Below are 22,095 nucleotides of genomic sequence, written 5' to 3' on the forward strand. Positions count from 1 at the left end.
CAGATGGGTATCGAGGAGAAACTTCCCGCCGGTGTCCTGCTCACCTCGGTGGAGAAGCTGGTCAACTGGTCGCGCAAGTCCTCGGTCTGGGGCGCCACGTTCGGCCTGGCCTGCTGCGCGATCGAGATGATGGCCGCCGGTGGCCCCCACTACGACATGGGCCGCTGGGGCATGGAGGTCTTCCGGGCCTCGCCCCGACAGGCCGACCTGATGATCGTCGCGGGCCGGGTCAGCCAGAAGATGGCCCCGGTGCTGCGCCAGATCTACGACCAGATGGCCGAGCCCCGCTGGGTGCTCTCCATGGGCGTCTGCGCCAGCAGCGGCGGCATGTTCAACAACTACGCCATCGTGCAGGGCGTCGACCACGTCGTACCGGTCGACATGTACCTGCCCGGCTGCCCGCCCCGGCCGGAGATGCTCATCGACGCGATCCTCAAGCTGCGCGAGAAGATCGGCCACGAGCCGCTCGGGGCGAACGGACGCAAGATGCTGGCCGCCCGCGAGGCACGCGGTGACGTGCCGGTGGTGCCGTACGGCTCGATGCCGTCGTCGTACCGCAGCGACAAGGCCCGGCGGGCCGAGTGGACGAAGGCCGTCCGCGAGGGCCGCGAGGAGCAGCTGCGGATCGAGAACTGGATGAAGGCCCAGAACCACCTCCAGCCGTACCGGGGGATCAAGTGACTGACTCCAAGCCGAGCACCGGCGGCGTACCGGTTCCGGTGACGCCGGCCGGGGCCACCAGCGGTGCTCCCGCCGAGCTTCCTCCGGCCGCACCGGCCGGGCGGGGCATGTTCGGCAACCAGGGCACCGGCGACGTCTCCGGTTTCGGTGGTCTGGTCCGACCGCACCGCCCGATCGAGAGCTCACCCCGGCCGTACGGTGGCTACTTCGACGAGGTGCACGACGCCCTGGAGGAGGCCTACCCGGCCTTCGGCGAGGCGATCGAGCAGGTCGTGGTCGACCGTGGCGAGCTGACTCTGCACATCCGGCCGGAGCGCATCGCCGAGGTCTGCCAGGTGATGCGGGACGACCCGGCGCTGCGCTTCGAGCTGTGCTCCTCGGTCTCCGGGGTGGACTACCTCGGCGCCGACGCCCGGCGGCTGCACGTGGTCTACCTGCTGACCTCGATGACCTACCGGCGACGGGTCCGTCTGGAGGTCGCCGTCTCCGCCGAGGAGCCGCACCTGCCGAGTGTCACCGCCGTCTACCCGACGGCCGACTGGCAGGAGCGGGAGGCGTACGACATGTTCGGCGTCATCTTCGACGGTCACCCGGCGCTGACCCGGATCCTCATGCCGGACGACTGGGAGGGTCACCCGCAGCGTAAGGACTACCCCCTCGGCGGCGTGCCCGTGGAGTACAAGGGCGCCGAGATTCCGCCGCCCGACAAGCGGAGGTCGTACCAATGAGTGCGTCGAACTACGCCACCGAGCGCGAGACCACCGAGGGTCGCGTCTTCAACGTCACCGGCGGGGACTGGGACGACGTGGTCTCGGGGGTCGACCCGATCAACGAGGGTCGGATCGTCGTCAACATGGGCCCGCAGCACCCCTCCACCCACGGGGTGCTCCGACTGGTCCTGGAGCTGGAGGGCGAGACGGTCCGCGAGGCCCGCTCGGTCGTCGGCTACCTGCACACCGGCATCGAGAAGAACCTGGAGTACCGCAACTGGGTCCAGGGTTCGACCTTCGTGACCCGGATGGACTACCTCTCGCCGATCTTCAACGAGACGGCGTACTCCCTGGCGGTGGAGAAGCTGCTCGGCATCACCGACGAGGTGACCGAGCGGGCCAACACCATCCGGGTGCTCATGATGGAGCTGAACCGGATCTCCTCGCACCTGGTCTGGGTGGCCACCACGGCCATGGAGCTCGGTGCGATCAACATGATGCTCTACGGCTTCCGGGACCGTGAGTACGTCCTGGAGATCTTCGAGCTGATCACCGGCCTGCGGATGAACCACGCGTACGTCCGGCCGGGCGGTGTGGCCCAGGACGTGCCGGACGAGGCGATCGTCAAGATCCGCGAGTTCCTCAAGCTCCTGCCCAAGCGGCTCAAGGAGTACGAGGACCTGCTCTCCGGCCAGCCGATCTGGTTGGAGCGGACGCGCAACGTCGCCGTGCTCGACGTCACCGGCTGTGTGGCCCTCGGCGTCACCGGCCCGGTGCTGCGCTCCGCGGGCCTGGCCTGGGACCTGCGCAAGACGATGCCGTACTGCGGCTACGAGACGTACGAGTTCGACGTGCCGACCCACGCCGACGGCGATGTCTGGGGCCGCTACCTGGTCCGGATGGCCGAGATGCGGGAGTCGCTCAAGATCATTGAGCAGGCGGTCGACCGGCTCAAGCCCGGCCCGGTGATGGTGGCCGACAAGAAGATCGCCTGGCCGGCGCAGCTGGCCATCGGGGTCGACGGCATGGGCAACTCGCTGGAGCACGTCGCCAAGATCATGGGGCAGTCGATGGAGTCCCTGATCCACCACTTCAAGCTGGTGACGGAGGGCTTCCGGGTACCGCCGGGCCAGGTGTACGTGGCCGTCGAGTCGCCTCGCGGTGAGCTGGGCGTGCACGCGGTCTCCGACGGTGGCACCCGGCCGTACCGGGTGCACTACCGGGAACCCAGCTTCGTCAACCTCCAGGCCCTGCCGGCGATGGCCGAGGGCGGCCTGATCGCCGACGTGATCGCCGGCGGCGCTTCGCTGGACCCCGTGATGGGAGGTTGTGACCGGTGACTACGGTCTTCACCGACGAGACCCGGGCCCGGGCGCGGGAGATCATCGCCCGTTACCCGGCCGACCGGTCGCGCTCGGCCCTGTTGCCCCTGCTGCACCTGGTGCAGTCCGAGGAGGGCTATGTCTCTCCGGCCGGCGTGGCGTTCTGCGCCGAGGTCCTCGGCCTGAACAAGGCCCAGGTCGGCGCGGTCGCCAGCTTCTACACCATGTACAAGCGCCGGCCCACCGGTGACTACCTGGTCAGCGTCTGCACGAACACCATGTGCAACGTGCTGGGTGGCCAGGAGGTCTACGACACCCTCGCCGAGCACCTCGGCGTCGGGCACGACGAGACCACCGAAGACGGCAAGATCACCCTGGAGCACGCCGAGTGCCTGGCGGCCTGCGACTACGGCCCGGTGATGACTGTCAACTACGACTTCTTCGACGGAGTCGACCCGCAGGCCGCGGTGGGTCTGGTCGACGAGCTGCGGGCCGGTGGCCGGCCCACCCCGAGCCGGGGTGCCCGCCTCTGCACCCTCAAGGAGATGTCGATCCAGCTCGCCGGGTTCGCCGACGAGCGCGAGGGCGCGGTCGCCGACGGCGTGCCGGGCGAGCCCTCCCTGCGGGGTCTGCTGCTGGCCCAGCAGCACGGCGTCTCGGCTCCGGGTTTCGACCCGAACACCCCGATCCGCAGCGGCAAGGCCGAGGACAAGCCGGCCCCGGCCACCCCGGCCAAGGCGGCACCGACCGGCAGCACCGCCCCGGACGTGGCGGCACCGGACCGCAAGTCGCCGCAGGTGCGTACCGCCGAGACCCGTCAGCCGGACGCGAAGACCGCCGTGCCGGACGCCCCCGGCACCAAGGTCCCGACCGACGGTGCGGCACCCACGCCGCGTGACGCCCAGGCGGCGGAGGCGGCCGGAGTGGCGGCCAACAAGCCGGCCGGCGACGCCAAGCCCGCCGGCGACGACGCCGAGGCGCAGGAGCGCAACCTCAGCGAAGCGGAGTCCACCGCTGGTGGCGCCGCGAACGACAAGGGGGCTCAGAAGTGACCACGCCTCGGCCCGAGACCCTGGCCAAGCTGACGCCGGTGCTGACCAAGCGCTGGCTGTCGCCGGACGCCTGGCGGATCGGCACCTACGAGAAGCTCGACGGGTACGCGGCGCTGCGCAAGGCGCTGAAGGCCCACCCGGACGACCTGATCCAGCTGGTGAAGGACTCCGGCCTGCGGGGCCGGGGCGGCGCGGGCTTCCCGACCGGCCTCAAGTGGGGCTTCATCCCGCAAGGTGACGGTAAGCCGCACTACCTCGTGGTGAACGCCGACGAGGGCGAGCCGGGCACCTGCAAGGACCTGCCGCTGATGACCCACGACCCGCACTCGCTGGTCGAGGGCGTGATCATCGCCTCGTACGCGATCCGGGCCAACCGGGCCTACATCTACATCCGGGGCGAGGCGGTGCACGCCGCGCGTCGGCTGCGCAACGCCGTGCAGGAGGCCAAGGCCAAGGGCTACCTGGGCAAGAACATCCTGGGCAGCGGCTTCGACCTCGAACTGGTGGTGCACTCCGGCGCCGGGGCGTACATCTGCGGCGAGGAGACCGCCCTGCTGGACTCCCTGGAGGGCTTCCGGGGTCAGCCCCGACTGCGTCCGCCGTTCCCGGCCACCCACGGCCTGTACGCCAGCCCCACCGTGGTCAACAACGTCGGCACCATCGCCAGCGTGCCGTACATCGTGCTCGGTGGCGCCGACTGGTGGAAGTCCATGGGTACGGAGAAGTCCGCCGGCCCGATGATCTACTCCCTCTCCGGCCGGATCGCCAACCCCGGTCAGTACGAGTGCGGCCTCGGCATCACCCTGCGCGAGCTGATCGAGCTGGCCGGTGGGATGCAGCCGGGGCACAACCTGAAGTTCTGGACCCCGGGTGGCTCGTCGACCCCGCTGCTCACCGCCGAGCACCTGGACGTGCCGATGGACTTCGAGGGTGTCGCCGCCGCCGGCTCGATCCTCGGCACCACGGCCACCCAGATCTTCTCCGACCAGGACTGCCCGGTCTACGCGACCTACCGGTGGCTGGAGTTCTACCACCACGAGTCGTGCGGCAAGTGCACCCCGTGCCGGGAGGGCAACTACTGGATGGTGCGGGTCTACCGGCGCATCCTGGCCGGTCAGGGCACCCACGACGACCTGGACACCCTGCTCGACACCTGCGACAACATCCTCGGTCGTTCGTTCTGTGGCCTGGGTGACGGTGCCACCAGTTCGGTGACCTCCTCCCTGAAGTACTTCAAGCAGGACTACCTCGACTACATCGAGGGCCGGACTGCGCCGAAGTTGTCCGACAAGCAGTTGGTGGGAGCCCACTAATGACGGACGTAGCGAAGTCGACCGAGACGGTCACCCTCACCATCGACGGTGTGGAGGTCACCGCCCCCAAGGGGGCGCTGCTGATCCGGGTGGCCGAGCAGATCGGCACCGAGATTCCCCGGTTCTGCGACCACCCGCTGCTGGCCCCGGCCGGTGCCTGCCGGCAGTGCCTGGTGGAGGTGGAGGGGCAGCGCAAGCCCGTCGCCTCCTGCACCCAGACGGTGGCCGAGGGCATGGTGGTCCGTACCCAGCTCACCTCTCCGGTCGCCAAGAAGGCGCAGGAGGGGATCATGGAGCTGCTGCTGGTGAACCACCCCCTCGACTGCCCGATGTGTGACAAGGGCGGCGAGTGCCCCCTGCAGAACCAGGCCATGTCGACCGGGCGTACGGACTCCCGGTTCCACGAGCACAAGCGGGAGTACCCCAAGCCGCTGCCGATCAGCACCCAGGTGCTGCTCGACCGGGAGCGGTGCGTGCTCTGCCAGCGCTGCACCCGGTTCTCCGAGGAGATCGCGGGCGACAAGTTCATCGACCTGATGAACCGCTCGTCGGCCGAGGAGATCAACATCTACCGGGACGAGGCGTACGGTGCGGAGGGCGACGAGGGGGACGTTCCGTTCAACTCGTACTTCTCCGGCAACACCGTGCAGATCTGCCCGGTCGGCGCCCTGACCGGCACCCAGTACCGGTTCCGCGCCCGCCCCTTCGACCTGGTCTCCACCCCCAGCGTCTGCGAGCACTGCTCGGCCGGCTGCGCCCAGCGCACCGACTGGCGTCGGGGCAAGGTGCTGCGTCGGCTGGCCGGCGACGACCCGCAGGTCAACGAGGAGTGGAACTGCGACAAGGGCCGCTGGGGCTTCCAGTACGCCCGCGCCGCCGACCGGCTCACCACCCCCCTGGTCCGCGACCAGAGCACCGGTGAGCTGCGGGAGGCCTCCTGGAGCGAGGCGCTGCGCGTCGCCGCCGAGGGCCTGCGGGCCGCCCGGGACGGCGGTCAGGGGACCGGGGTGCTCACCGGTGGCCGGCTGACCGTCGAGGACGCCTACGCGTACGCGAAGTTCGCCCGGGTGGCACTGAACACCAACGACATCGACTTCCGGGCCCGGCCGGTCTCCCGCGAGGAGGCCGACTTCCTGGCCAGCACGGTCGCCGGCAGTACCGAGGTCACCTACGCCGACGTCGAGAAGGCCCCGGCCGTGGTGCTGGTCGGCCTGGAGCCGGAGGAGGAGTGCCCGATCCTCTTCCTGCGCCTGCGCAAGGCGTACCTGAAGAACAAGCTCAAGGTGTACGCGATCGCCCCGTTCGCCACCCGCGGCCTGGAGAAGCTCGGGGCCAAGCTGGCCCGGGTGGTGCCGGGCGAGGAGGCCGGGGTGCTCGCCGAGCACGCCACGGTCGCCGAGGCCCTCAGCGCCGAGGGTGCGATCCTGATCGTCGGCGAACGCCTGGCCACCGTGCCGGGTGGTCTCTCCGCCGCCGCCGAGGTGGCCGCGCGTACCGGTGCGAAGCTGGCCTGGGTGCCGCGGCGCGCCGGTGACCGGGGCGCGGTCGACACCGGCTGCCTGCCCAACCTGCTGCCCGGTGGGCGTCTGGTCACCGAGCCGACCGCCCGTGCCGAGCTGGGTGAGGCCTGGGACATCCCGGCCGGGGTGATCCCGAGCCAGGCCGGTAGGGACACCGACGGCATCCTCGCCGCCGCTGCCGCCGGTCAGCTCGGTGCGCTCGTGGTGGCCGGGGTCGACCCGGCCGACCTGGCCGACCCTCGGCTGGCCGAGCAGGCCCTGGAGGCGGTGCCGTTCCTGGTCAGCCTGGAGCTGCGGGGCACTGCGGTGACCCGCCGAGCGGATGTCGTCCTGCCGGTCGCCGCGGTGGCCGAGAAGGCCGGCAGCTTCCTGGACTGGGAGGGTCGGCTGCGTCCCTTCGAGGCCGTGCTGACCACCGCCGCGATGACGGACGGCCGGGTGCTGGACGCGCTCGCCGCGCAACTGGACGTGCGGTTGGGCACCGGGGACGTGCTGAGTGTCCGCCGCGAGCTGGGTGGACTGCCGGTGACCCGGATGACCCGTCCGGCGGCGCCCTCGGTCTCGTCCAGCCCGGTGCCGCAGCCGGGTGCCGGCGAAGCGGTCCTGGCGACCTGGCATCAGCTGATCGACCTGGGCAGTCTCACCGACGGTGACGAGTACCTGGGTGGCACCGCCCGTCCGCCGGTGGTCCGGCTGGGCAAGGGCACCGCCGAAACCCTCGGTGTCGCCGACGGCGACCCGGTGACGGTGGGCACCGACCGGGGGGCGTTGACCCTCCCGGCGGCGATCACCGAAATGCCGGACGGCGTGGTCTGGCTGCCCACCAACTCGCCCGGCTCGACCGTGCGACGCAGCCTGGGTGCGACCTCCGGCGCGGTGGTGCGGATCTCCGCCCCCGGCACGACCGAGTCGGTAGCCGCCGACGCGGCCGGCCGTCCGGGTCCGCTTCTCAACTCCTCCGGGGGTGTCGCATGAACCCGCTAGCTCAGGCCCCGTCGCTCACGGACTTCGGTCACGACCCGTGGTGGCTGATCCTCGGCAAGGTCGTCTTCGCCTTCGTCGTCGCTCTGCTCGGCACCCTGCTCGGTGTCTGGTTCGAGCGGCGGGTCGTGGGTCGGATGGCGGTCCGGCCGGGCCCGAACCAACTCGGCCCCTTCGGTCTGCTCCAGACCCTCGCCGACGGCCTGAAGATGGCCTTCAAGGAGGACATCCTCCCGAAGGCGGCTGACAAGGTCATCTACTTCTTCGCCCCGGCCATCTCGATGATCTGCGCGGTCACCATGCTGGCGGTGATCCCGTTCGGCCCGATGGTGAGCATCTTCGGCCACCAGACGCCGTTGCAGGTCACCGACGTGTCGGTATCGGTGCTGGTGGTGCTGGCCCTGTCCTCGATGGCGGTGTACGGCATCGTGCTCGCCGGCTGGGCCTCCGGTTCGACCTACCCGCTGCTCGGTGGTCTGCGCTCCACCGCCCAGCTGATCTCGTACGAGGTGTCGCTGGGTCTGTCGATCGTGGCGGTGTTCATGCTCGCCGGCACGATGTCCACCAGCGAGATCGTGGCCGCCCAGGGCCAGGGCGTGACGCTGAACCTTTTCGGCGCGGAGATTCCCGGCCCGGGCTGGTACGCGCTGCTGCTCTTCCCGAGCTTCGTGGTCTTCTTCATCTCCATCGTCGGTGAGACCAACCGGCCGCCCTTCGACATGCCCGAGGCGGAGTCGGAGCTGGTGGCGGGCTTCATGACGGAGTACAGCTCGCTGAAGTTCGCCCTGATCATGCTCAGCGAGTACGTCGCGATGGTCGCCATGTCGGCGTTCACCGTGACCCTCTTCCTCGGCGGCTGGTACGCGCCGTGGCCGATCAGCATCTGGTCGGGCGCCAACTCCGGCTGGTGGCCGATGCTCTGGTTCTTCGCCAAGGTCATCCTGCTGGTCTTCGTCTTCGTCTGGCTGCGCGGCACCCTGCCCCGGCTCCGCTACGACCAGCTCATGCGCCTGGGCTGGAAGGTGCTCATCCCGGTCAGCCTGGTCTGGATCGTCTTCCTGGCGACCTGGCTCAAGGTGCAGGACTGGGAGCGCAACGACCGGCTTGTGGTGTTCGGCGTCCTCGGTGGTCTCGGACTGATCGCCGCGCTGTTCTGGCCGAGCCGCAAGCCGGAGCAGAAGCCGAGCCTGGCAGAGCAGATCGAGAACCGGCCGCAGGGCAGCTTCCCGCTGCCCCCGCTGGACCTTCAGGTACCACCGAGCCCGCGCACCCGGCGCATGGTCGCCGAGCGGGAGCCGGCCAACGCCCCCGCCGGCCAGGACTCTGAGGAGGTGTGACGTGGGCGCGATCACCGGAACGTTCAAGGGCTTCGGGGTCACCTTCTCGCACATGTTCAAGAAGGTCGTCACCACCGACTACCCGTTCACCCCGCCGACCCCGGCCCCCCGCTACCACGGGCGGCACATTCTCAACCGTCACCCGGACGGTCTGGAGAAGTGCATCGGCTGTGAGCTGTGCGCCTGGGCCTGCCCGGCGGACGCGATCTACGTCGAGGGTGGCGACAACACCGACGAGCAGCGGTTCTCACCGGGCGAGCGGTACGCCAGCGTCTACCAGATCAACTACGCGCGGTGCATCTTCTGCGGACTGTGCATCGAGGCCTGCCCGACCCGCTCGTTGACCATGAGCAACGAGTACGAGCTGGCCCGGGACAACCGGCAGGATCTGATCTTCACCAAGGAGCAGCTGCTCGCGCCCCTGTTGGAAGGGATGGAGCAGCCGCCGCACCCGATGCGTCTCGGTGACAGCGAGAAGGACTACTACGTCGGCAGCCTGACCAACCCGGGCACCTCGGCCGGGGCCGAGCGCTCGCCGATGGGGCCGGGCCGCTACCAGGTGGACGAGCACCCGGGGGTCACCTTCCCCGGTGCCGAGCAGGCCGCCCAGCGGGCTGCGGCGGAAAAGGGAGAGACGGCATGACCACGTCGACGGTGCTCGCCGCCGCGGGGGCGGTCTCCGGCGGGGAGGCGGTGACCTTCTGGATCCTCGCCCCGCTGGCGCTGGCCGGCGCGATCGGCATGATCGCGGCGCGTAACGCGGTGCACTCGGCGCTCTGGCTGGTGCTGACCATGCTCAGCCTGGGCGTGTTCTACGTGCTCCAGGCGGGACCCTTCATCGGCATGGTGCAGATCATCGTCTACACCGGCGCGATCATGATGCTCTTCCTGTTCGTCCTGATGCTCGTCGGCCGGGACGCCTCCGACTCGCTGATCGAGGTGCTACGCGGGCAGCGGATCGCCGCGATCGGGCTCGGGGTGGGCTTCGCCGGCCTGCTCGGCAGCGGCGTCTACCGGGCCACCCAGGACACCGTCTCGGTCGGCCTGGAGCAGGCCAACGCGGGCGGCAACGTCGAGGGCATCGCCCGGTTGCTCTTCACCGACTACGTCTTCGCGTTCGAGCTGACCGCGGCGCTGCTGATCACCGCCACCATCGGCGGCATGATCCTGGCGCACGTCGAGCGGCGCAAGGAGGACCGGCGCGACCAGGTGGCCACCATGAAGGCCCGCTTCGTGCCCGGCAACTACCCCGGTCCGAAGCCCGGCCCGGGTGTCTTCGCCACCTCCTCCTCGGTCGCCACCCCGGCCCGCCTGCCGGACGGCCGGTTGAGTGACCGGAGCACGCCGGACATCCTCCCGGTGCGCGAGTTGACCGCCGAGGAGACCACCCTGAAGGGCACTGAGAAATGAGTGACTTCTTCTCGGTCGAGCCGAACTACTACCTCGTCCTCGCCGCGGTGCTGTTCACCATCGGCGCGGCCGGGGTGCTGGTCCGGCGCAACGCGATCGTGCTGTTCATGTGTGTCGAGCTGATGCTCAACGCGGCCAACCTGGCGTTGGTCACCTTCAGCCGGATGAACGGTGACCTCAACGGCCAGATCATGGCGTTCTTCGTGATGGTGGTGGCGGCGGCCGAGGTCGTGGTCGGGTTGGCCATCATCATGGCGATCTTCCGCACCCGGCGCTCCGCCAGCGTCGACGACGCCAACCTGCTGAAGTACTAGAGGGGCCCACCGGTGGACGAAATTCTGACGTACGCCCAGGCTGCTCCGGCCGAGACGGTCTCGTACGCGACGGCCGACGGCCTGCTGAGCAGCGTCTGGCTGCTGGTGGCGATTCCGCTGATCAGCGCGGCGGTGCTGCTGCTGCTCGGACGGCGGGCCGACCGTTGGGGGCACTGGCTCGGCGTCGCCTCCGTCGGCGCGGCGTTCGTGCTCGGGTTGACCTACTTCCTCGGCCTGCGGGGCCTGGAGAACAAGTCGGTTCAACTGAGCCTGTGGGACTTCATCGCGGTCGGTGGCCTGCACGTCGACTTCGGCCTGCTGTTCGACCCACTGGCCGGGGTCTTCGTCCTGCTGATCACCGGGGTGGGTTTCCTGATCCACCTGTACGCGGTCGAGTACATGGCGCACGATGCGGGTCGTCGGCGGTTCTTCGCCTACTTCAACCTGTTCGTCGCGGCCATGCTGCTGCTGGTCCTCGGCAACAACTACGTGATGCTGTACTTCGGCTGGGAGGGCGTCGGTCTGGCGTCGTACCTGCTGATCAGCTTCTGGAACACCAAGCCGGCTGCGGCCACCGCCGGTAAGAAGGCCTTCCTGATGAACCGGGTCGGCGACGCCGGTCTGGCCATCGCGATCTTCATCATGTTCGCCACCCTGGGCACCACCCAGTACGACGAGGTCTTCAACGGCGTCGGTGCGCTGGCCGGCGGCACCGTACTGGTGCTCGGTCTGCTGCTGCTGCTCGGGGCCGCCGGTAAGTCCGGTCAGTTCCCGCTCCAGGCGTGGTTGCCGGACGCCATGGAGGGCCCGACCCCGGTGTCGGCGCTCATCCACGCCGCGACGATGGTCACCGCGGGTGTCTACCTGATCGCCCGGTCCAACATCATCTTCTCGGCCAACACCACCCTGCAACTGGTGGTGGTGAGCGTCGGCGCGCTGACCCTGGTGATGGGCGCGATCATCGGCTGCGCCAAGGACGACATCAAGCGGGTGCTGGCCTGGTCGACGGTCAGCCAGATCGGCTACATGTTCCTGGGTGTCGGCCTGGGCGGCGCGGCGTACGGGCTGGCCATCGTGCACCTGCTGGCGCACGGCTTCTTCAAGGCCAACATGTTCCTCGGTGCCGGCTCGGTGATGCACGGCATGTCCGACCAGGTGGACATCCGCCGCTTCGGTGGCCTCTCCAAGTACATGAAGATCACCTGGTTGACCTTCGGTGCGGGCTGGCTGGCCATCATCGGCATGATCCCGTTCTCCGGGTACTTCTCCAAGGAGCCGATCATCGCCGCCGCCTTCGAGCGGGACGACTGGACGGCCTGGCTGTTCGGTGGGGCCGCGGTGCTCGGTGCCGCGCTGACCGCCTTCTACATGACCCGACTGTTCATCCTGACCTTCCACGGGCCGAAGCGGTGGACCACGGACATCGAGCACCCGCACGAGTCCCCGCCGCTGATGACCATCCCGCTGATCCTGCTCGGCATCGGCTCCCTCGGCGCCGGTTGGCTGCTGGCCACCTCGGTGCCGGACTGGCTGACCGCCACGGCCGGTCTGGGTGCGACCGAGGCGCACCACGACGCAGTGCTGCCGCACTGGGCGATCGTGGCGCTGTCGCTGGGTGTCACCGTGCTCGGTGTGCTGCTGGCCTGGTTCATGTTCCGTGGCGGTACGGCGATCGAGCCGCAGCCGGCCGGGGTGCTGGTCACCGCCGCTCGCAAGAACCTCTACACCGACACGGTCAACGAGGCGGTCTTCGAGAAGCCGGGCATCTTCCTCACCCGGGCGCTGGTCTACCTGGACAACCGGGGCATCGACGGGCTGGTCAACGGGCTCGCCGCCGGTGTCGGCGGTGGCTCCAGCCGCCTGCGGCGGATGCAGACCGGCTTCGTCCGGTCGTACGCCACCTCGATCCTGACCGGCGCGCTGCTGGTGGTGGCCGCCTTCCTGGCCGTGCAGGCGGGGTGGTTCGCGTGATCCACCTTCCGGGGTCGGGGAACCGCGCGGCTTTCCCGACACTCTCCCAGGCGGCCGTCACCGGCGGACCGCGCTTCGACGACGGAGGTAAGGCCGCATAATGTCCGACTTCCCGTTCCTCTCGGTGCTCACCGTGGCGCCGCTGGTCGGCGCAGTGGTGGTCGCCCTCCTGCCGCGCAGTCGGCCGACGCTGGCCAAGCAGGTCGCGCTCGGCTGGTCTCTGCTGGTACTCGCCCTGTCCGTGGTCATGTGGGTGACCTGGCAGGTCGACGGCGAGCGCTTCCAGTTCCACGAGTCGTACCCGTGGATCCCCAACTGGGGGGTCAACTTCACCTTCGCCGCCGACGGCATCGCGCTTGTCATGCTGATGCTGATCGCGGTGCTGGTGCCCCTGGTGATCCTGGCCTCCTGGCACGACGCGGAGTCCTCGAAGCGCTCGGTGCCGGCCTACTTCGCGCTGCTGCTGGTCCTCGAATGCACGATGCTCGGTGTCTTCGCCGCCGCCGACATCTTCCTGTTCTACGTGTTCTTCGAGGTCATGCTGGTGCCGATGTACTTCCTGATCGGCAGCTACGGCGGCCACCAGCGGCAGTACGCGGCGGTCAAGTTCTTCCTCTACTCCCTGGTCGGCGGTCTGTTCATGCTGGCCGCGGTGATCGGCCTGTGGGTGGTCGGCGGCAAGACCTTCGACTGGGTGGCGCTGTCCGAGGTGGACATCTCCACCGGCGCGGAGCGTTGGCTGTTCCTCGGGTTCTTCATCGCCTTCGCGATCAAGGCACCCTTCTTCCCCTTCCACACCTGGCTGCCGGACGCCGGTGGTGCGGCGCCGGCCGGAGCCGCCGCCCTGCTCGTCGGGGTGCTGGACAAGGTGGGCACCTTCGGCATCCTGCGCTACTGCCTGCCGCTGTTCCCGGACGCGGCGCAGTGGTTCGCGCCCTGGGCGCTGGCCATCGCGGTGATCGGCATCATCTACGCCGCCCTGCTGGCGGTGGGGCAGAACGACCTGAAGCGGTTGGTGGCGTACACCTCGATCGCCCACTTCGGGTTCATCGGGGTCGGCATCTTCGCCTTCACCACCCAGGCCGGTACGGGTGCGGTGCTCTACATGGTCAACCACGGGCTTGCCACCGGGCTGCTGTTCCTGGTGGTCGGCATGCTGGTCACCCGCCGGGGCTCGGCGCTGATCAGCGACTTCGGTGGTGCCGGCAAGTTGGTGCCGGTGCTGGCCGGGGTGCTCTTCTTCGCCGGTCTGGCCTCGCTGGCCCTGCCCGGTACCGCGCCGTTCGTCTCCGAGTTCCTGGTGCTGATCGGCACCTTCACGGTGAACAAGCCGGTCGCGGTGATCGCCACCCTGGGCATCATCCTGGCCGCCGCGTACGTGCTCTGGATGGTGCAGCGCACCACGCAGGGCACCCTCAACCCGGAGCTCACCAAGATCGACGGGATGAAGCGGGACCTGAACCTTCGCGAGAAGTTCGTGGTCGCGCCGCTGATCGCCCTGATCGTGCTGCTGGGGTTCTACCCCAAGCCGGTCACGGACGTGATCAACCCCGCCATCCAGGCGACCATGGAGGATGTCGGCCGGACCGACCCGGCTCCGACGGCAGTGACCGTGCAGGAGGCCGGCCGGTGAGCGCGAGGAGTGAGCTTGCTGGTCCGGTGAGCGCGGGGAACGCAGCGCAGCGGAGTACCGCAGTCGCGAACGAAAGGCTGGTCTGGTGAACGAGTTTGAACTGCCGCCGATCGACTACGCGGCACTCGCGCCGATCCTGATCATGATGGGCGCGGCGGTGGTCGGGGTGCTGGTCGAGGCCTTCGTGCCTCGCCGCCTGCGGCACCCCATCCAGCTGCCGCTGGCGCTGCTGGCGGTGCTCGCCGCGCTGACCATGGTGGTGTTCAACGCCGACAAGCGGCTGATCACCATCGGGGTGATCGCCATCGACGGGCCCACCCTGTTCCTCCAGGGCTCGATCCTGGTCCTGTCGGCGGTGGCGTTGCTGCTGATCGGTGAGCGGGCGATCGAGCGGGGTGGCGCATTCGTCGCCCAGGCCGCCATCACCGCCGACTCCCCGGACGACCGGCGGCAGATGGCGCGCTCCGGTGGTGCCGGTGAGGTCTACCCGCTGGTCACCTTCGCGGTCGGTGGCATGCTGGTCTTCGTCTCGGCGAACGATCTGCTGACCATGTTCATCGCCCTCGAGGTCTTCTCGCTGCCGCTCTACCTGCTCTGTGCGCTGGCCCGTCGTCGGCGGATCCTGAGCCAGGAAGCCGCGATGAAGTACTTCCTGCTCGGCGCGTACGCCTCGGCCTTCTTCCTGTTCGGCCTGGCCCTGCTCTACGGGTTCACCGCCGGGCTGGGCGACCGCCCGGCCGGGGTCGACTTCGCCACCCTGCACGCGGCGGTGGCCAACTCGACGCAGAGCCCGGTGCTGCTCTTCGCCGGCATGGCCCTGGTGGCGATCGGTCTGCTGTTCAAGGCCGCCGCGGCACCGTTCCACGTCTGGACCCCGGACGTGTACCAGGGTGCGCCGACCCCGGTGACCGGTTTCATGGCCGCCTGCACGAAGGTGGCCGCCTTCGGTGCCCTGCTGCGGGTCTTCCATGTCGCCTTCGAGGGTGCCCGCTGGGACTTCACCCCGGTGCTTGGTGTGGTGGCGGTGCTCACCATGCTGGTCGGCGCGGTGTTCGCGGTGACCCAGACCGACATCAAGCGGCTGCTGGCGTACTCCTCCATCGCCAACGCCGGGTACCTGCTGGTCGGGGTGCTGGCCCCGGGCGCGAACGGGCTCTCCGGCACCATGTTCTACCTCGTCGCGTACGGCTTCGCGGTGCTGGCGGCCTTCGCGGTGGTGACCCTGGTGCGGGACGCCGACGGCGAGGCCACCCACCTGTCCCGCTGGGCCGGGCTGGGCCGGCGTTCCCCGCTGTACGCGGCCGTGTTCACCTTCATCCTGCTGGCCTTCGCCGGTATCCCGCTGACCAGCGGTTTCACCAGCAAGTTCGCGGTCTTCGGGCCGGCCCTGGAGGGCGGGCAGGTCTGGTTGGTGATCGCCGGTGTGCTGACCAGCATGGTGCTGGCCTTCCCGTACCTGCGGGTCGTGGTGATGATGTGGCTGTCCGAGCCGGGTGAGTCGACCCCCACGGTCACCGTGCCCGGTGGGCTGACCTCGGCGGCCCTGGTGATCGGTGTGCTCGCCACCCTGGTGCTCGGGGTGGCGCCCGGACCACTGCTGGACCTGGCCTCCAACGCGGCCGAGTTCGTGCGCTAGCGGTAGACCCTGCTGACGAGGGCCGGCCCACGACTGTGGGCCGGCCCTCGCCGTGTATCCCCGGTCCGGTGCAGGTAGAGCCCGTGTGGCATGGTGGAGTCGTGGGGATTAGCGGTGGCGAGCGTTCGGATGGCACCGGCTGCGGTGGCCGCCGGAACCGACTTGGCGCAGGTCAGTTCGGCGCGCTCGGCCTTCATCTCGCCGACTCTCGCACGGAGGAGTCCGTGCTGGGTCTGCTGGAGGTGGTCGAGGCGGAACTGCGCGACACCGTCGCCAGTGCCGACCCGTTCGTGACCGAGGCCGCCCGACACCTGGCGGATGCCGGTGGGAAGCGGTTCCGGCCCCTGCTGGTGGCCCTGGGCGCGCAGTTCGGTGACCCGAGCCGGCCGGAGATCGTGTCGGCCGCCGTGGTGGTGGAGCTCACCCACCTGGCCACGCTGTACCACGACGACGTGATGGACGAGGCCCCGGTGCGTCGGGGCGCCCCGAGCGCCAACTCGCGCTGGACCAACTCGGTCGCCATCCTGGTCGGCGACTACCTCTTCGCGCGGGCCGCGGACGTCGCGGCCGAGTTGGGTCCCGAGGCGGTACGCCTACAGGCCCGCACCTTCGCCCGGCTGGTGCACGGTCAGATCGCCGAGACCGTCGGGCCACGGGTCGGCGACGATCCGGTCTCCCACTACCTGCGGGTGATCGCGGAGAAGACCGGGTCGTTGATCGCCACCAGCGCGCACTTCGGCGGCCTGTTCGGCGGTGCCGCGCCCGAGCATGTCACCGCACTGGCCGGCTACGGCGAGACCATCGGGGTGGCCTTCCAGCTCTCCGACGACCTGCTGGACATCGCCAGCGAGTCCACCGAGTCAGGCAAGACCCCCGGCACCGACCTGCGGGAGGGGGTGCCGACCCTGCCGGTGCTGTACGCCCTGGCTGCGGACGACACCGACGCCGCCTCGGTGCGCCTGCGGGAGATCCTGGCCACCGGGCCGCTGACCGACGATGCCCTGCACGCCGAGGCCCTCGGTCTGCTGCGGGAGTCCGCAGCGCTCAAGCGGGCCCGGGAGACCGTCCGCAGCTACGCCGAGGACGCCCGGGCGCAGCTCGCCCCGCTGCCGCAGATCCCTGCCCGGCGGGCCCTGGAATCCCTCTGCGACCACATCGCCGACCGCACCAGCTGACCCGCCGCCGATCAGGCGTCAACCATGATGAAGGCCCGCCTCACGCCGGGCGTGGGGTGACCGGCTGACGCTGGGCGGACAGCAGGCGGGTGGCGGTCAGCATGAGCGCGGCGGCGACCAGCATGGCGATGGCCGCGGTCAGCCACATCGTCGGGTAGCCGGCTGCGGCGGCTAGGGGACCCAGGGTCAGCGGGCCGATGGCACCACCGGCGTACACCCCGGTCTGGGTGATCGAGGTGGCGGCGGCCGGCGCCTGGGGATGCAGTTGGACCACCGCGAAGTTCATCAGCCCCGGCCACGACCAGCCCAGGCCGAAGCCGAGCAGTACGCCGACCGTCAGCGGTACCGGGCCGGCCATCGTGAGCAGGGCCAGCCCGACCGCCCCGACGACGAGCATGCCGGCGATCACGGTGACGTGCCCGCCGGAACGGCGGTCGGCCAGCCAGCCGAAACCGACCCGGGTCACGATGCAGGCCGCGCTGCCGAGGGTCAGGGTCAACCCGGCCAGTGCCGGTGCCAGTCCCCGGTCGACGGAGGCGTCCACCACGAAGGTGCCCAGCGCGTTCGCCGCCCCGGCGGCGAGCGCCGCGGCTATGCCGACCACCACCAGCGGGAAGGTCCCGCGCCCGGCACCACCGACCGGCCGGCGGGCAGGTTGCGGACTCTGTGCGGGTACGGCCGGCAGGGTGGCCAGCGCGGCAGCGGCGGCTGCCACGAAGGCCCAGCGCCAGCCGACCGTGAGGGCGAGGGTGGGCACGGCCGCCCCGGCCAGCAGGGTGGAGACCGGGATGGCGGCCTGTTTGATGCCGAAGGACAGACCCTGCCGCCGAGTCGGTACGTGCCGGGCCAGCAGTGCGTTGCTGGACAGCTGACCCAGGGCGTTGGCGGTGCCGGCCACCGCGAGCAGGCCGACCAGCACCGGGTACGACCGGGCCAGCACCGCCGTGGCCAACAGGCAGCCGGCGGAGATCAGGATTCCGACCCGGGCCACCACGGCGCCACCCCACCGCTCCACCAGGGCCCCGGTGGGCACGGAGGTCAGTGCGCTGACCCCGAAGTAGACCGCTACCGCCAATCCCAGTCCGGCGGGGGAGAAGGCCAGTTCCTCCCGCATCTGTACGGCCAGACCACCGACCAGGAAGACCGGCAGGACGCAGGCGATGGTCACGACGACGGCCACCGCGCTGGCACGGACCGGCCTGGTGCCGGCGGTCGGATCGGGAAGCGAGGCGGTGTCGGTCATGGTCAGATCAACCTATGCGAGTACGGGGGTGGCGACACGAAGTGCAACCGAGATCACTTCATGTACGTCATCCGCCTGCGTCATCCATCCGATCAGGGATTTCGCCTGGGGCCGCTTTTTCATATGGTGTAAGTCCCTGGTGGCGGAGGTGGTTGTGCGCGACCCCCTGGCGGAGCCTTCGGATCTGATCCGGAGCGTGTCCCGCGCACTTCGAGTGCTCGAAGCGGTCGGCCGTGCCCCGCGCGGGCTGACGGTGAAACAGATCGCCCGACGCTGCGAGCTGACCGTGGCCACCACATACCACCTGGTGCGGACCCTGGCGTACGAGGGATATGTGATCCGTCGGGAGGACGGCACGTACATCGTGGGCCTGGAGGTGGCCGACCGCTATCGCGAGTTGGTCGCCGCCTTCCGGGGGTCGCCGGCGGTCGGGGAGACCCTGCGCCGGGTGGCCGTCGAGACCGGCTGGAGCCACTACCTCGGCCGGTTCGTCGGGGGGCAGGTGGCGATCACCGCTGTCGCGGAGGGCGCCCGTTCGCCCTATCTGGAGGATCTCGTGCCGGGATTCGACGAGGGAGCCCACGCGACCGCCCTCGGCAAGGCCCTGCTGGCCACCCTCACGGTCGAGCAACGCCACCGCTACCTCCGTGAGTACGGTATGCGCCCGTTCACCAGCGCCACCCTGTGCACTCCGGAGGCCTTCGAGGCCGATCTGGCGGCCGGGGAACGTCGTGGGATGCAACTGGAGCTGGGCCAGTTCCGGCAGGGGGTGGCCTGTGCCGCCGTGCTGATCAGCCCGGACAAGGACATCGAGCGGCGGACCGTACTGGCCTGTGCGCTGCCGGCCAGCGAGATGATGACCTCTGCCCGGGTGGTGCGGACGAAGCTGCTCACCGCCGCCCGGGCGATCGCCGACAGCCTGGCCACGGAAGTCTGAGCCGCCCCCCTCGCGCCCAACCCCCAGGTTTGAGCTGCGACTGAACTCTTCCGGGTGACCGCACGTACCAGAGGTCGTAACGCCGCGCCCGCTCCCGTCGAGAGCGAGGAGAGGATCATCAGCGACCACGACGCCCATCTGCTGCGTGCCCTGCATGACGAACATGCCGACGCGCTCTACGCGCACGCGTTGCGGCTGGTCAACGGCGACCGGCAGCGTGCCGAGGACCTGGTGCAGGAGACGTTGCTGCGGGCCTGGCGCCACCCGGAGTCGCTCGACCCGCGTCGCGGCTCGGTACGGGCCTGGCTGTTCACGACCGCACGCAACCTGGCCATCGACGCCTGGCGACGCCGCTCCACCCGGGTCGGCGAGATCTACACCGACGAACTGCCCGAACCGCCGGAGGTCGTCGACGAGACGGAACGTGCCGTCGAGGCGTGGACGGTCGCCGAGGCGCTCAACCGGCTCAGCCCCTCCCACCGGGACGTGCTGGTCGAGTGCTTCTATCAGGGCCGCTCGGTCGCGGAGACGGCCTCCCGGCTGGGTGTTCCGCCCGGGACGGTGAAGTCTCGAACCCACTACGCCCTGCGGTCACTACGGTTGGTGCTTGCCGAGATGGGGGTGACCGGATGAGCCGCTGCGACTTCGCCTACGACGATGGCGCGTACGTGCTGGGTGCCCTGTCTCCCGCGGACCGCGCGGCCTACGAACGCCATCTGGTCGACTGCCCGGCCTGCCAGCAGTCCGTCTCGGAGATCGCCGTGCTGCCCGGTCTGCTCGGCCGGTTGGATCCGACCAGCCTGGAGCAGTTCCTGCCACTGCCGGAGAACCCCCGGGTGCCGGAGTTGCTCAGCGCCGCGCGGGAGCGTCGGCGCCGGGAGCGGCAGGCCAACCGACTGCGGTACGCCGTCATCGGCCTGGCGGCTGCCGCCTTCGCCCTGGTCGTCGGCTTCGGCACGGCCACGATGCTGCCCGAACCGGCGCCGACCGGGCCGGTGGCCCAGGTGCGGATGGTGCAGATGCGTCCGGTCGCGGGTGCGGTGCCTCTGCACGCCGAGATCGGGCTCACCGGCACCAACTGGGGCACCGAGGTCACCATGACCTGTGGGTACGACGAGCGCTCCGGTTATGGCAAGGCGAACGCCTTCCGGCTGGTGGCCCACGCCGCCGACGGGTCACAGGAGCAGATCGGCTCCTGGCTGGCCGCACCCGGGGACGACCTGCGGATCAGCGGAGCCACCCGGTTCACCAATGCCGAACTGGTCCGGTTGGAACTGCTCCGGGCCGACGGCACCGTGGTGCTGGCGTACGACGTGCCCTGAAGCGGGGTCAGCGGGCGGCGGCCGGGCCGGGGCGCTCGCGGCGGGTACGCCGGGCCTGGCGCAACCCGTCCACGGTGAAGACGATCAGGGCCAGCCAGACCAGAGCGAATCCGGCCAGGCGGGCCGGCGGCATCGGCTCGTGGAAGATCAGCACCCCGCAGCCCAGCTGGAGGATCGGGGCCACGTACTGAAGCATGCCCAGGGCGGTCAGCGGGAGCCGGTTGGCGGCCCCGGCGAACAGCAGGAGAGGGATGGCGGTCAGCGCACCGGCCAGGACCAGCAGCAGGGTGTGCCCCGTCGAGACCTGCCCGAAGGTCGCCTCCCCGGTGGCCGCCAGCCAGCCCAGGTAGCCGAGGGCGGGCAACGCCAGCACGGCCGACTCGACGAACAGGCCCTCCGCGGCGGGCAGCCCGAGCTGCTTCTTGACCAGGCTGTACCCGCCGAAGGTCAGTGCCAGGATCAAGGCCAGGTACGGCAGTCGACCGTAGTCGACCGTGAGTACGGCCACCGCCAGCCCGCCGATGCCCAGGGCCAGCCACTGCCCCGGACGCAGACGTTCCCGCAGCACCACCACCCCTAGCAGGACCACCACCAGGGGATTGATGAAGTACCCGAGGGCGGTTTCCACCACCCGGTCGGAGTTGACCCCGTAGATGTAGGTGAACCAGTTGAGCCCGATCAGGGTGGCGGCCACCCCGATGCCCGCCAAGGCTCGCGGTCGGCGCAACAGGGCCCGCAGGAATCCGATGTTGCGCATCGCGCCGAGCAGGAGGGCGACGAAGGCCACAGACCAGATCACCCGGTGGGCGAGGATCTCCAAGGGGCTGGCCGGACGGAGCAGCTTGAAGTAGAGGGGAAAGAATCCCCACATCAGGTACGCGGCGAGCCCGTAGAGATATCCGAGGCGCAGGGGTGTCACGGCTACACGGTAAGGGCCGATCTCCCCGCCTGCTCCTTGCCGGTGAGCGGGCTCACTGCTGGTTACGGCGGTCCAGTTCCATCCAGCGCTCGGCCTGCACCGCAGTGAAGCCGAGCTTCTGGTAGAGCCCGTGCGCATCCTGGGTGGCCAGCAGCAGCCGGCGTACGCCCAGGGTGGCCAGATGGTCGCGGACCGCGCCCGCCAGCCAGGTGCCCAGGCCGCGACCTCGCTCGGTCCGGTCGACGTACACGTCACACAGGTAGCCGAAGGTGACCTGATCGGTGATCACCCTCGCCACGGCGACCTGGCGGCCGTCGACCGGCCGGTAGACACCGAACCCGATCGAGCCGGCGAAGGCCCGGGTCACCGTCTCGTGGTCTCGTCCGAGCGCCCAGTAGGCGTCCGTGCTGAGCCAGTGGTGCACCCGGTCCAGGTCCAGCCGGGCCGGATCGGTGCTGATCGTGTAGCCGTCGTCGCGGGTCAGCGTGAACACCCCTGCGACGGTAGTCCGTACCCCGGTCGGGTCCGGTAGCCGGATCCCGCAATCTGGCCTGCACAGCGGACAGGTACCGCTCGTTGAGCGGTACCTGTCCGGCTCGGCCCGGCTCGGCGCTGCCGG

At 69.9% G+C, this 22,095-nt stretch carries 20 protein-coding genes; 17 read left to right on the forward strand and 3 right to left on the reverse strand.

Annotated elements, in window-relative coordinates; genetic code table 11:
- Positions 1–3: 3 nt before the first annotated feature.
- The 14 genes from ACLQ2T_RS16885 (at position 4) to ACLQ2T_RS16950 (ending at position 17,055) form a co-directional block, all read left to right on the forward strand.
- Positions 4–681, forward strand: a complete 678-nt coding sequence (locus tag ACLQ2T_RS16885) for a NuoB/complex I 20 kDa subunit family protein (RefSeq protein WP_013731019.1) — start codon at positions 4–6, stop codon at positions 679–681.
- Complete coding sequence (locus tag ACLQ2T_RS16890; RefSeq protein ID WP_425767186.1) at positions 678–1,409, forward strand: NADH-quinone oxidoreductase subunit C; 732 nt, start codon at positions 678–680, stop codon at positions 1,407–1,409. The genes ACLQ2T_RS16885 and ACLQ2T_RS16890 overlap by 4 nt, the downstream gene beginning before the upstream one ends.
- Positions 1,406–2,731: an NADH-quinone oxidoreductase subunit D gene (locus ACLQ2T_RS16895; protein WP_425767188.1), complete on the forward strand. Its 1,326-nt coding sequence runs from the start codon at positions 1,406–1,408 to the stop codon at positions 2,729–2,731. Before ACLQ2T_RS16890 ends, ACLQ2T_RS16895 begins: the two co-directional genes overlap by 4 nt.
- Positions 2,728–3,765 carry an NADH-quinone oxidoreductase subunit NuoE gene (gene nuoE / locus ACLQ2T_RS16900; protein WP_425767190.1) on the forward strand — a complete coding sequence of 346 codons (1,038 nt, stop codon included), beginning with the start codon at positions 2,728–2,730 and terminating at the stop codon, positions 3,763–3,765. The genes ACLQ2T_RS16895 and nuoE overlap by 4 nt, the downstream gene beginning before the upstream one ends.
- A complete protein-coding gene (nuoF, locus tag ACLQ2T_RS16905) occupies positions 3,762–5,078 on the forward strand; it encodes an NADH-quinone oxidoreductase subunit NuoF (protein WP_425767192.1) in 1,317 nt (438 codons plus the stop codon). Before nuoE ends, nuoF begins: the two co-directional genes overlap by 4 nt.
- On the forward strand, positions 5,078–7,573 hold the full coding sequence (locus ACLQ2T_RS16910) for an NADH-quinone oxidoreductase subunit G (RefSeq protein WP_425767194.1): 2,496 nt from the start codon (positions 5,078–5,080) through the stop codon (positions 7,571–7,573). Before nuoF ends, ACLQ2T_RS16910 begins: the two co-directional genes overlap by 1 nt.
- Positions 7,570–8,916 carry an NADH-quinone oxidoreductase subunit NuoH gene (nuoH, locus tag ACLQ2T_RS16915; protein WP_425767196.1) on the forward strand — a complete coding sequence of 449 codons (1,347 nt, stop codon included), beginning with the start codon at positions 7,570–7,572 and terminating at the stop codon, positions 8,914–8,916. Before ACLQ2T_RS16910 ends, nuoH begins: the two co-directional genes overlap by 4 nt.
- A gap of 1 nt (position 8,917) precedes the next feature.
- Positions 8,918–9,559, forward strand: coding sequence for an NADH-quinone oxidoreductase subunit NuoI (gene nuoI, locus ACLQ2T_RS16920; RefSeq protein WP_102657960.1), 642 nt, complete (start codon positions 8,918–8,920; stop codon positions 9,557–9,559).
- Positions 9,556–10,326: an NADH-quinone oxidoreductase subunit J gene (locus tag ACLQ2T_RS16925; protein WP_425767198.1), complete on the forward strand. Its 771-nt coding sequence runs from the start codon at positions 9,556–9,558 to the stop codon at positions 10,324–10,326. Before nuoI ends, ACLQ2T_RS16925 begins: the two co-directional genes overlap by 4 nt.
- A complete protein-coding gene (gene nuoK, locus ACLQ2T_RS16930; protein WP_013731028.1) occupies positions 10,323–10,640 on the forward strand; it encodes an NADH-quinone oxidoreductase subunit NuoK in 318 nt (105 codons plus the stop codon). Before ACLQ2T_RS16925 ends, nuoK begins: the two co-directional genes overlap by 4 nt.
- Positions 10,641–10,652: 12 nt before the next feature.
- Positions 10,653–12,611 carry an NADH-quinone oxidoreductase subunit L gene (nuoL, locus tag ACLQ2T_RS16935; protein WP_425767200.1) on the forward strand — a complete coding sequence of 653 codons (1,959 nt, stop codon included), beginning with the start codon at positions 10,653–10,655 and terminating at the stop codon, positions 12,609–12,611.
- A 100-nt stretch (positions 12,612–12,711) separates the two neighbouring features.
- Positions 12,712–14,244 carry an NADH-quinone oxidoreductase subunit M gene (locus ACLQ2T_RS16940; protein WP_425767202.1) on the forward strand — a complete coding sequence of 511 codons (1,533 nt, stop codon included), beginning with the start codon at positions 12,712–12,714 and terminating at the stop codon, positions 14,242–14,244.
- A gap of 85 nt (positions 14,245–14,329) precedes the next feature.
- Positions 14,330–15,880, forward strand: coding sequence for an NADH-quinone oxidoreductase subunit NuoN (gene nuoN / locus ACLQ2T_RS16945; RefSeq protein WP_425767204.1), 1,551 nt, complete (start codon positions 14,330–14,332; stop codon positions 15,878–15,880).
- Between the two features lie 107 nt (positions 15,881–15,987).
- Positions 15,988–17,055 carry a polyprenyl synthetase family protein gene (locus tag ACLQ2T_RS16950; RefSeq protein ID WP_425767344.1) on the forward strand — a complete coding sequence of 356 codons (1,068 nt, stop codon included), beginning with the start codon at positions 15,988–15,990 and terminating at the stop codon, positions 17,053–17,055.
- A gap of 40 nt (positions 17,056–17,095) precedes the next feature.
- Here ACLQ2T_RS16950 and ACLQ2T_RS16955 read toward each other — a convergent pair whose 3' ends face one another.
- Positions 17,096–18,298 carry an MFS transporter gene (locus ACLQ2T_RS16955; RefSeq protein WP_425767206.1) on the reverse strand — a complete coding sequence of 401 codons (1,203 nt, stop codon included), beginning with the start codon at positions 18,296–18,298 and terminating at the stop codon, positions 17,096–17,098.
- 154 nt (positions 18,299–18,452) lie between these two features.
- Here ACLQ2T_RS16955 and ACLQ2T_RS16960 point away from each other — a divergent pair, with 154 nt between their 5' ends.
- The 3 genes from ACLQ2T_RS16960 to ACLQ2T_RS16970 all read left to right on the forward strand — a co-directional run bounded on the left by ACLQ2T_RS16960 (position 18,453) and on the right by ACLQ2T_RS16970 (position 20,557).
- Entirely contained in the window at positions 18,453–19,235 is a 783-nt protein-coding gene (locus ACLQ2T_RS16960) for an IclR family transcriptional regulator (protein WP_425767346.1), read from the forward strand.
- A 138-nt stretch (positions 19,236–19,373) separates the two neighbouring features.
- Positions 19,374–19,868, forward strand: a complete 495-nt coding sequence (locus ACLQ2T_RS16965; RefSeq protein ID WP_425767348.1) for a sigma-70 family RNA polymerase sigma factor — start codon at positions 19,374–19,376, stop codon at positions 19,866–19,868.
- Positions 19,865–20,557, forward strand: a complete 693-nt coding sequence (locus ACLQ2T_RS16970; protein WP_425767208.1) for an anti-sigma factor family protein — start codon at positions 19,865–19,867, stop codon at positions 20,555–20,557. Before ACLQ2T_RS16965 ends, ACLQ2T_RS16970 begins: the two co-directional genes overlap by 4 nt.
- A 7-nt stretch (positions 20,558–20,564) precedes the next feature.
- On the opposite strand, the gene rarD is transcribed toward ACLQ2T_RS16970, so the two are convergent.
- Together rarD and ACLQ2T_RS16980 are read right to left on the reverse strand one after the other, a co-directional pair.
- Positions 20,565–21,476 carry an EamA family transporter RarD gene (rarD, locus tag ACLQ2T_RS16975; RefSeq protein WP_425767210.1) on the reverse strand — a complete coding sequence of 304 codons (912 nt, stop codon included), beginning with the start codon at positions 21,474–21,476 and terminating at the stop codon, positions 20,565–20,567.
- Positions 21,477–21,528: 52 nt separating this feature from the next.
- The gene (locus ACLQ2T_RS16980; protein WP_425767212.1) at positions 21,529–21,969 is read right to left on the reverse strand and encodes a GNAT family N-acetyltransferase; all 441 of its coding nucleotides are present in this window, start codon (positions 21,967–21,969) and stop codon (positions 21,529–21,531) included.
- Positions 21,970–22,095 lie beyond the last annotated feature (126 nt).

This window comes from Micromonospora sp. DT229, assembly GCF_049844505.1.
Taxonomy (GTDB): domain Bacteria; phylum Actinomycetota; class Actinomycetes; order Mycobacteriales; family Micromonosporaceae; genus Micromonospora.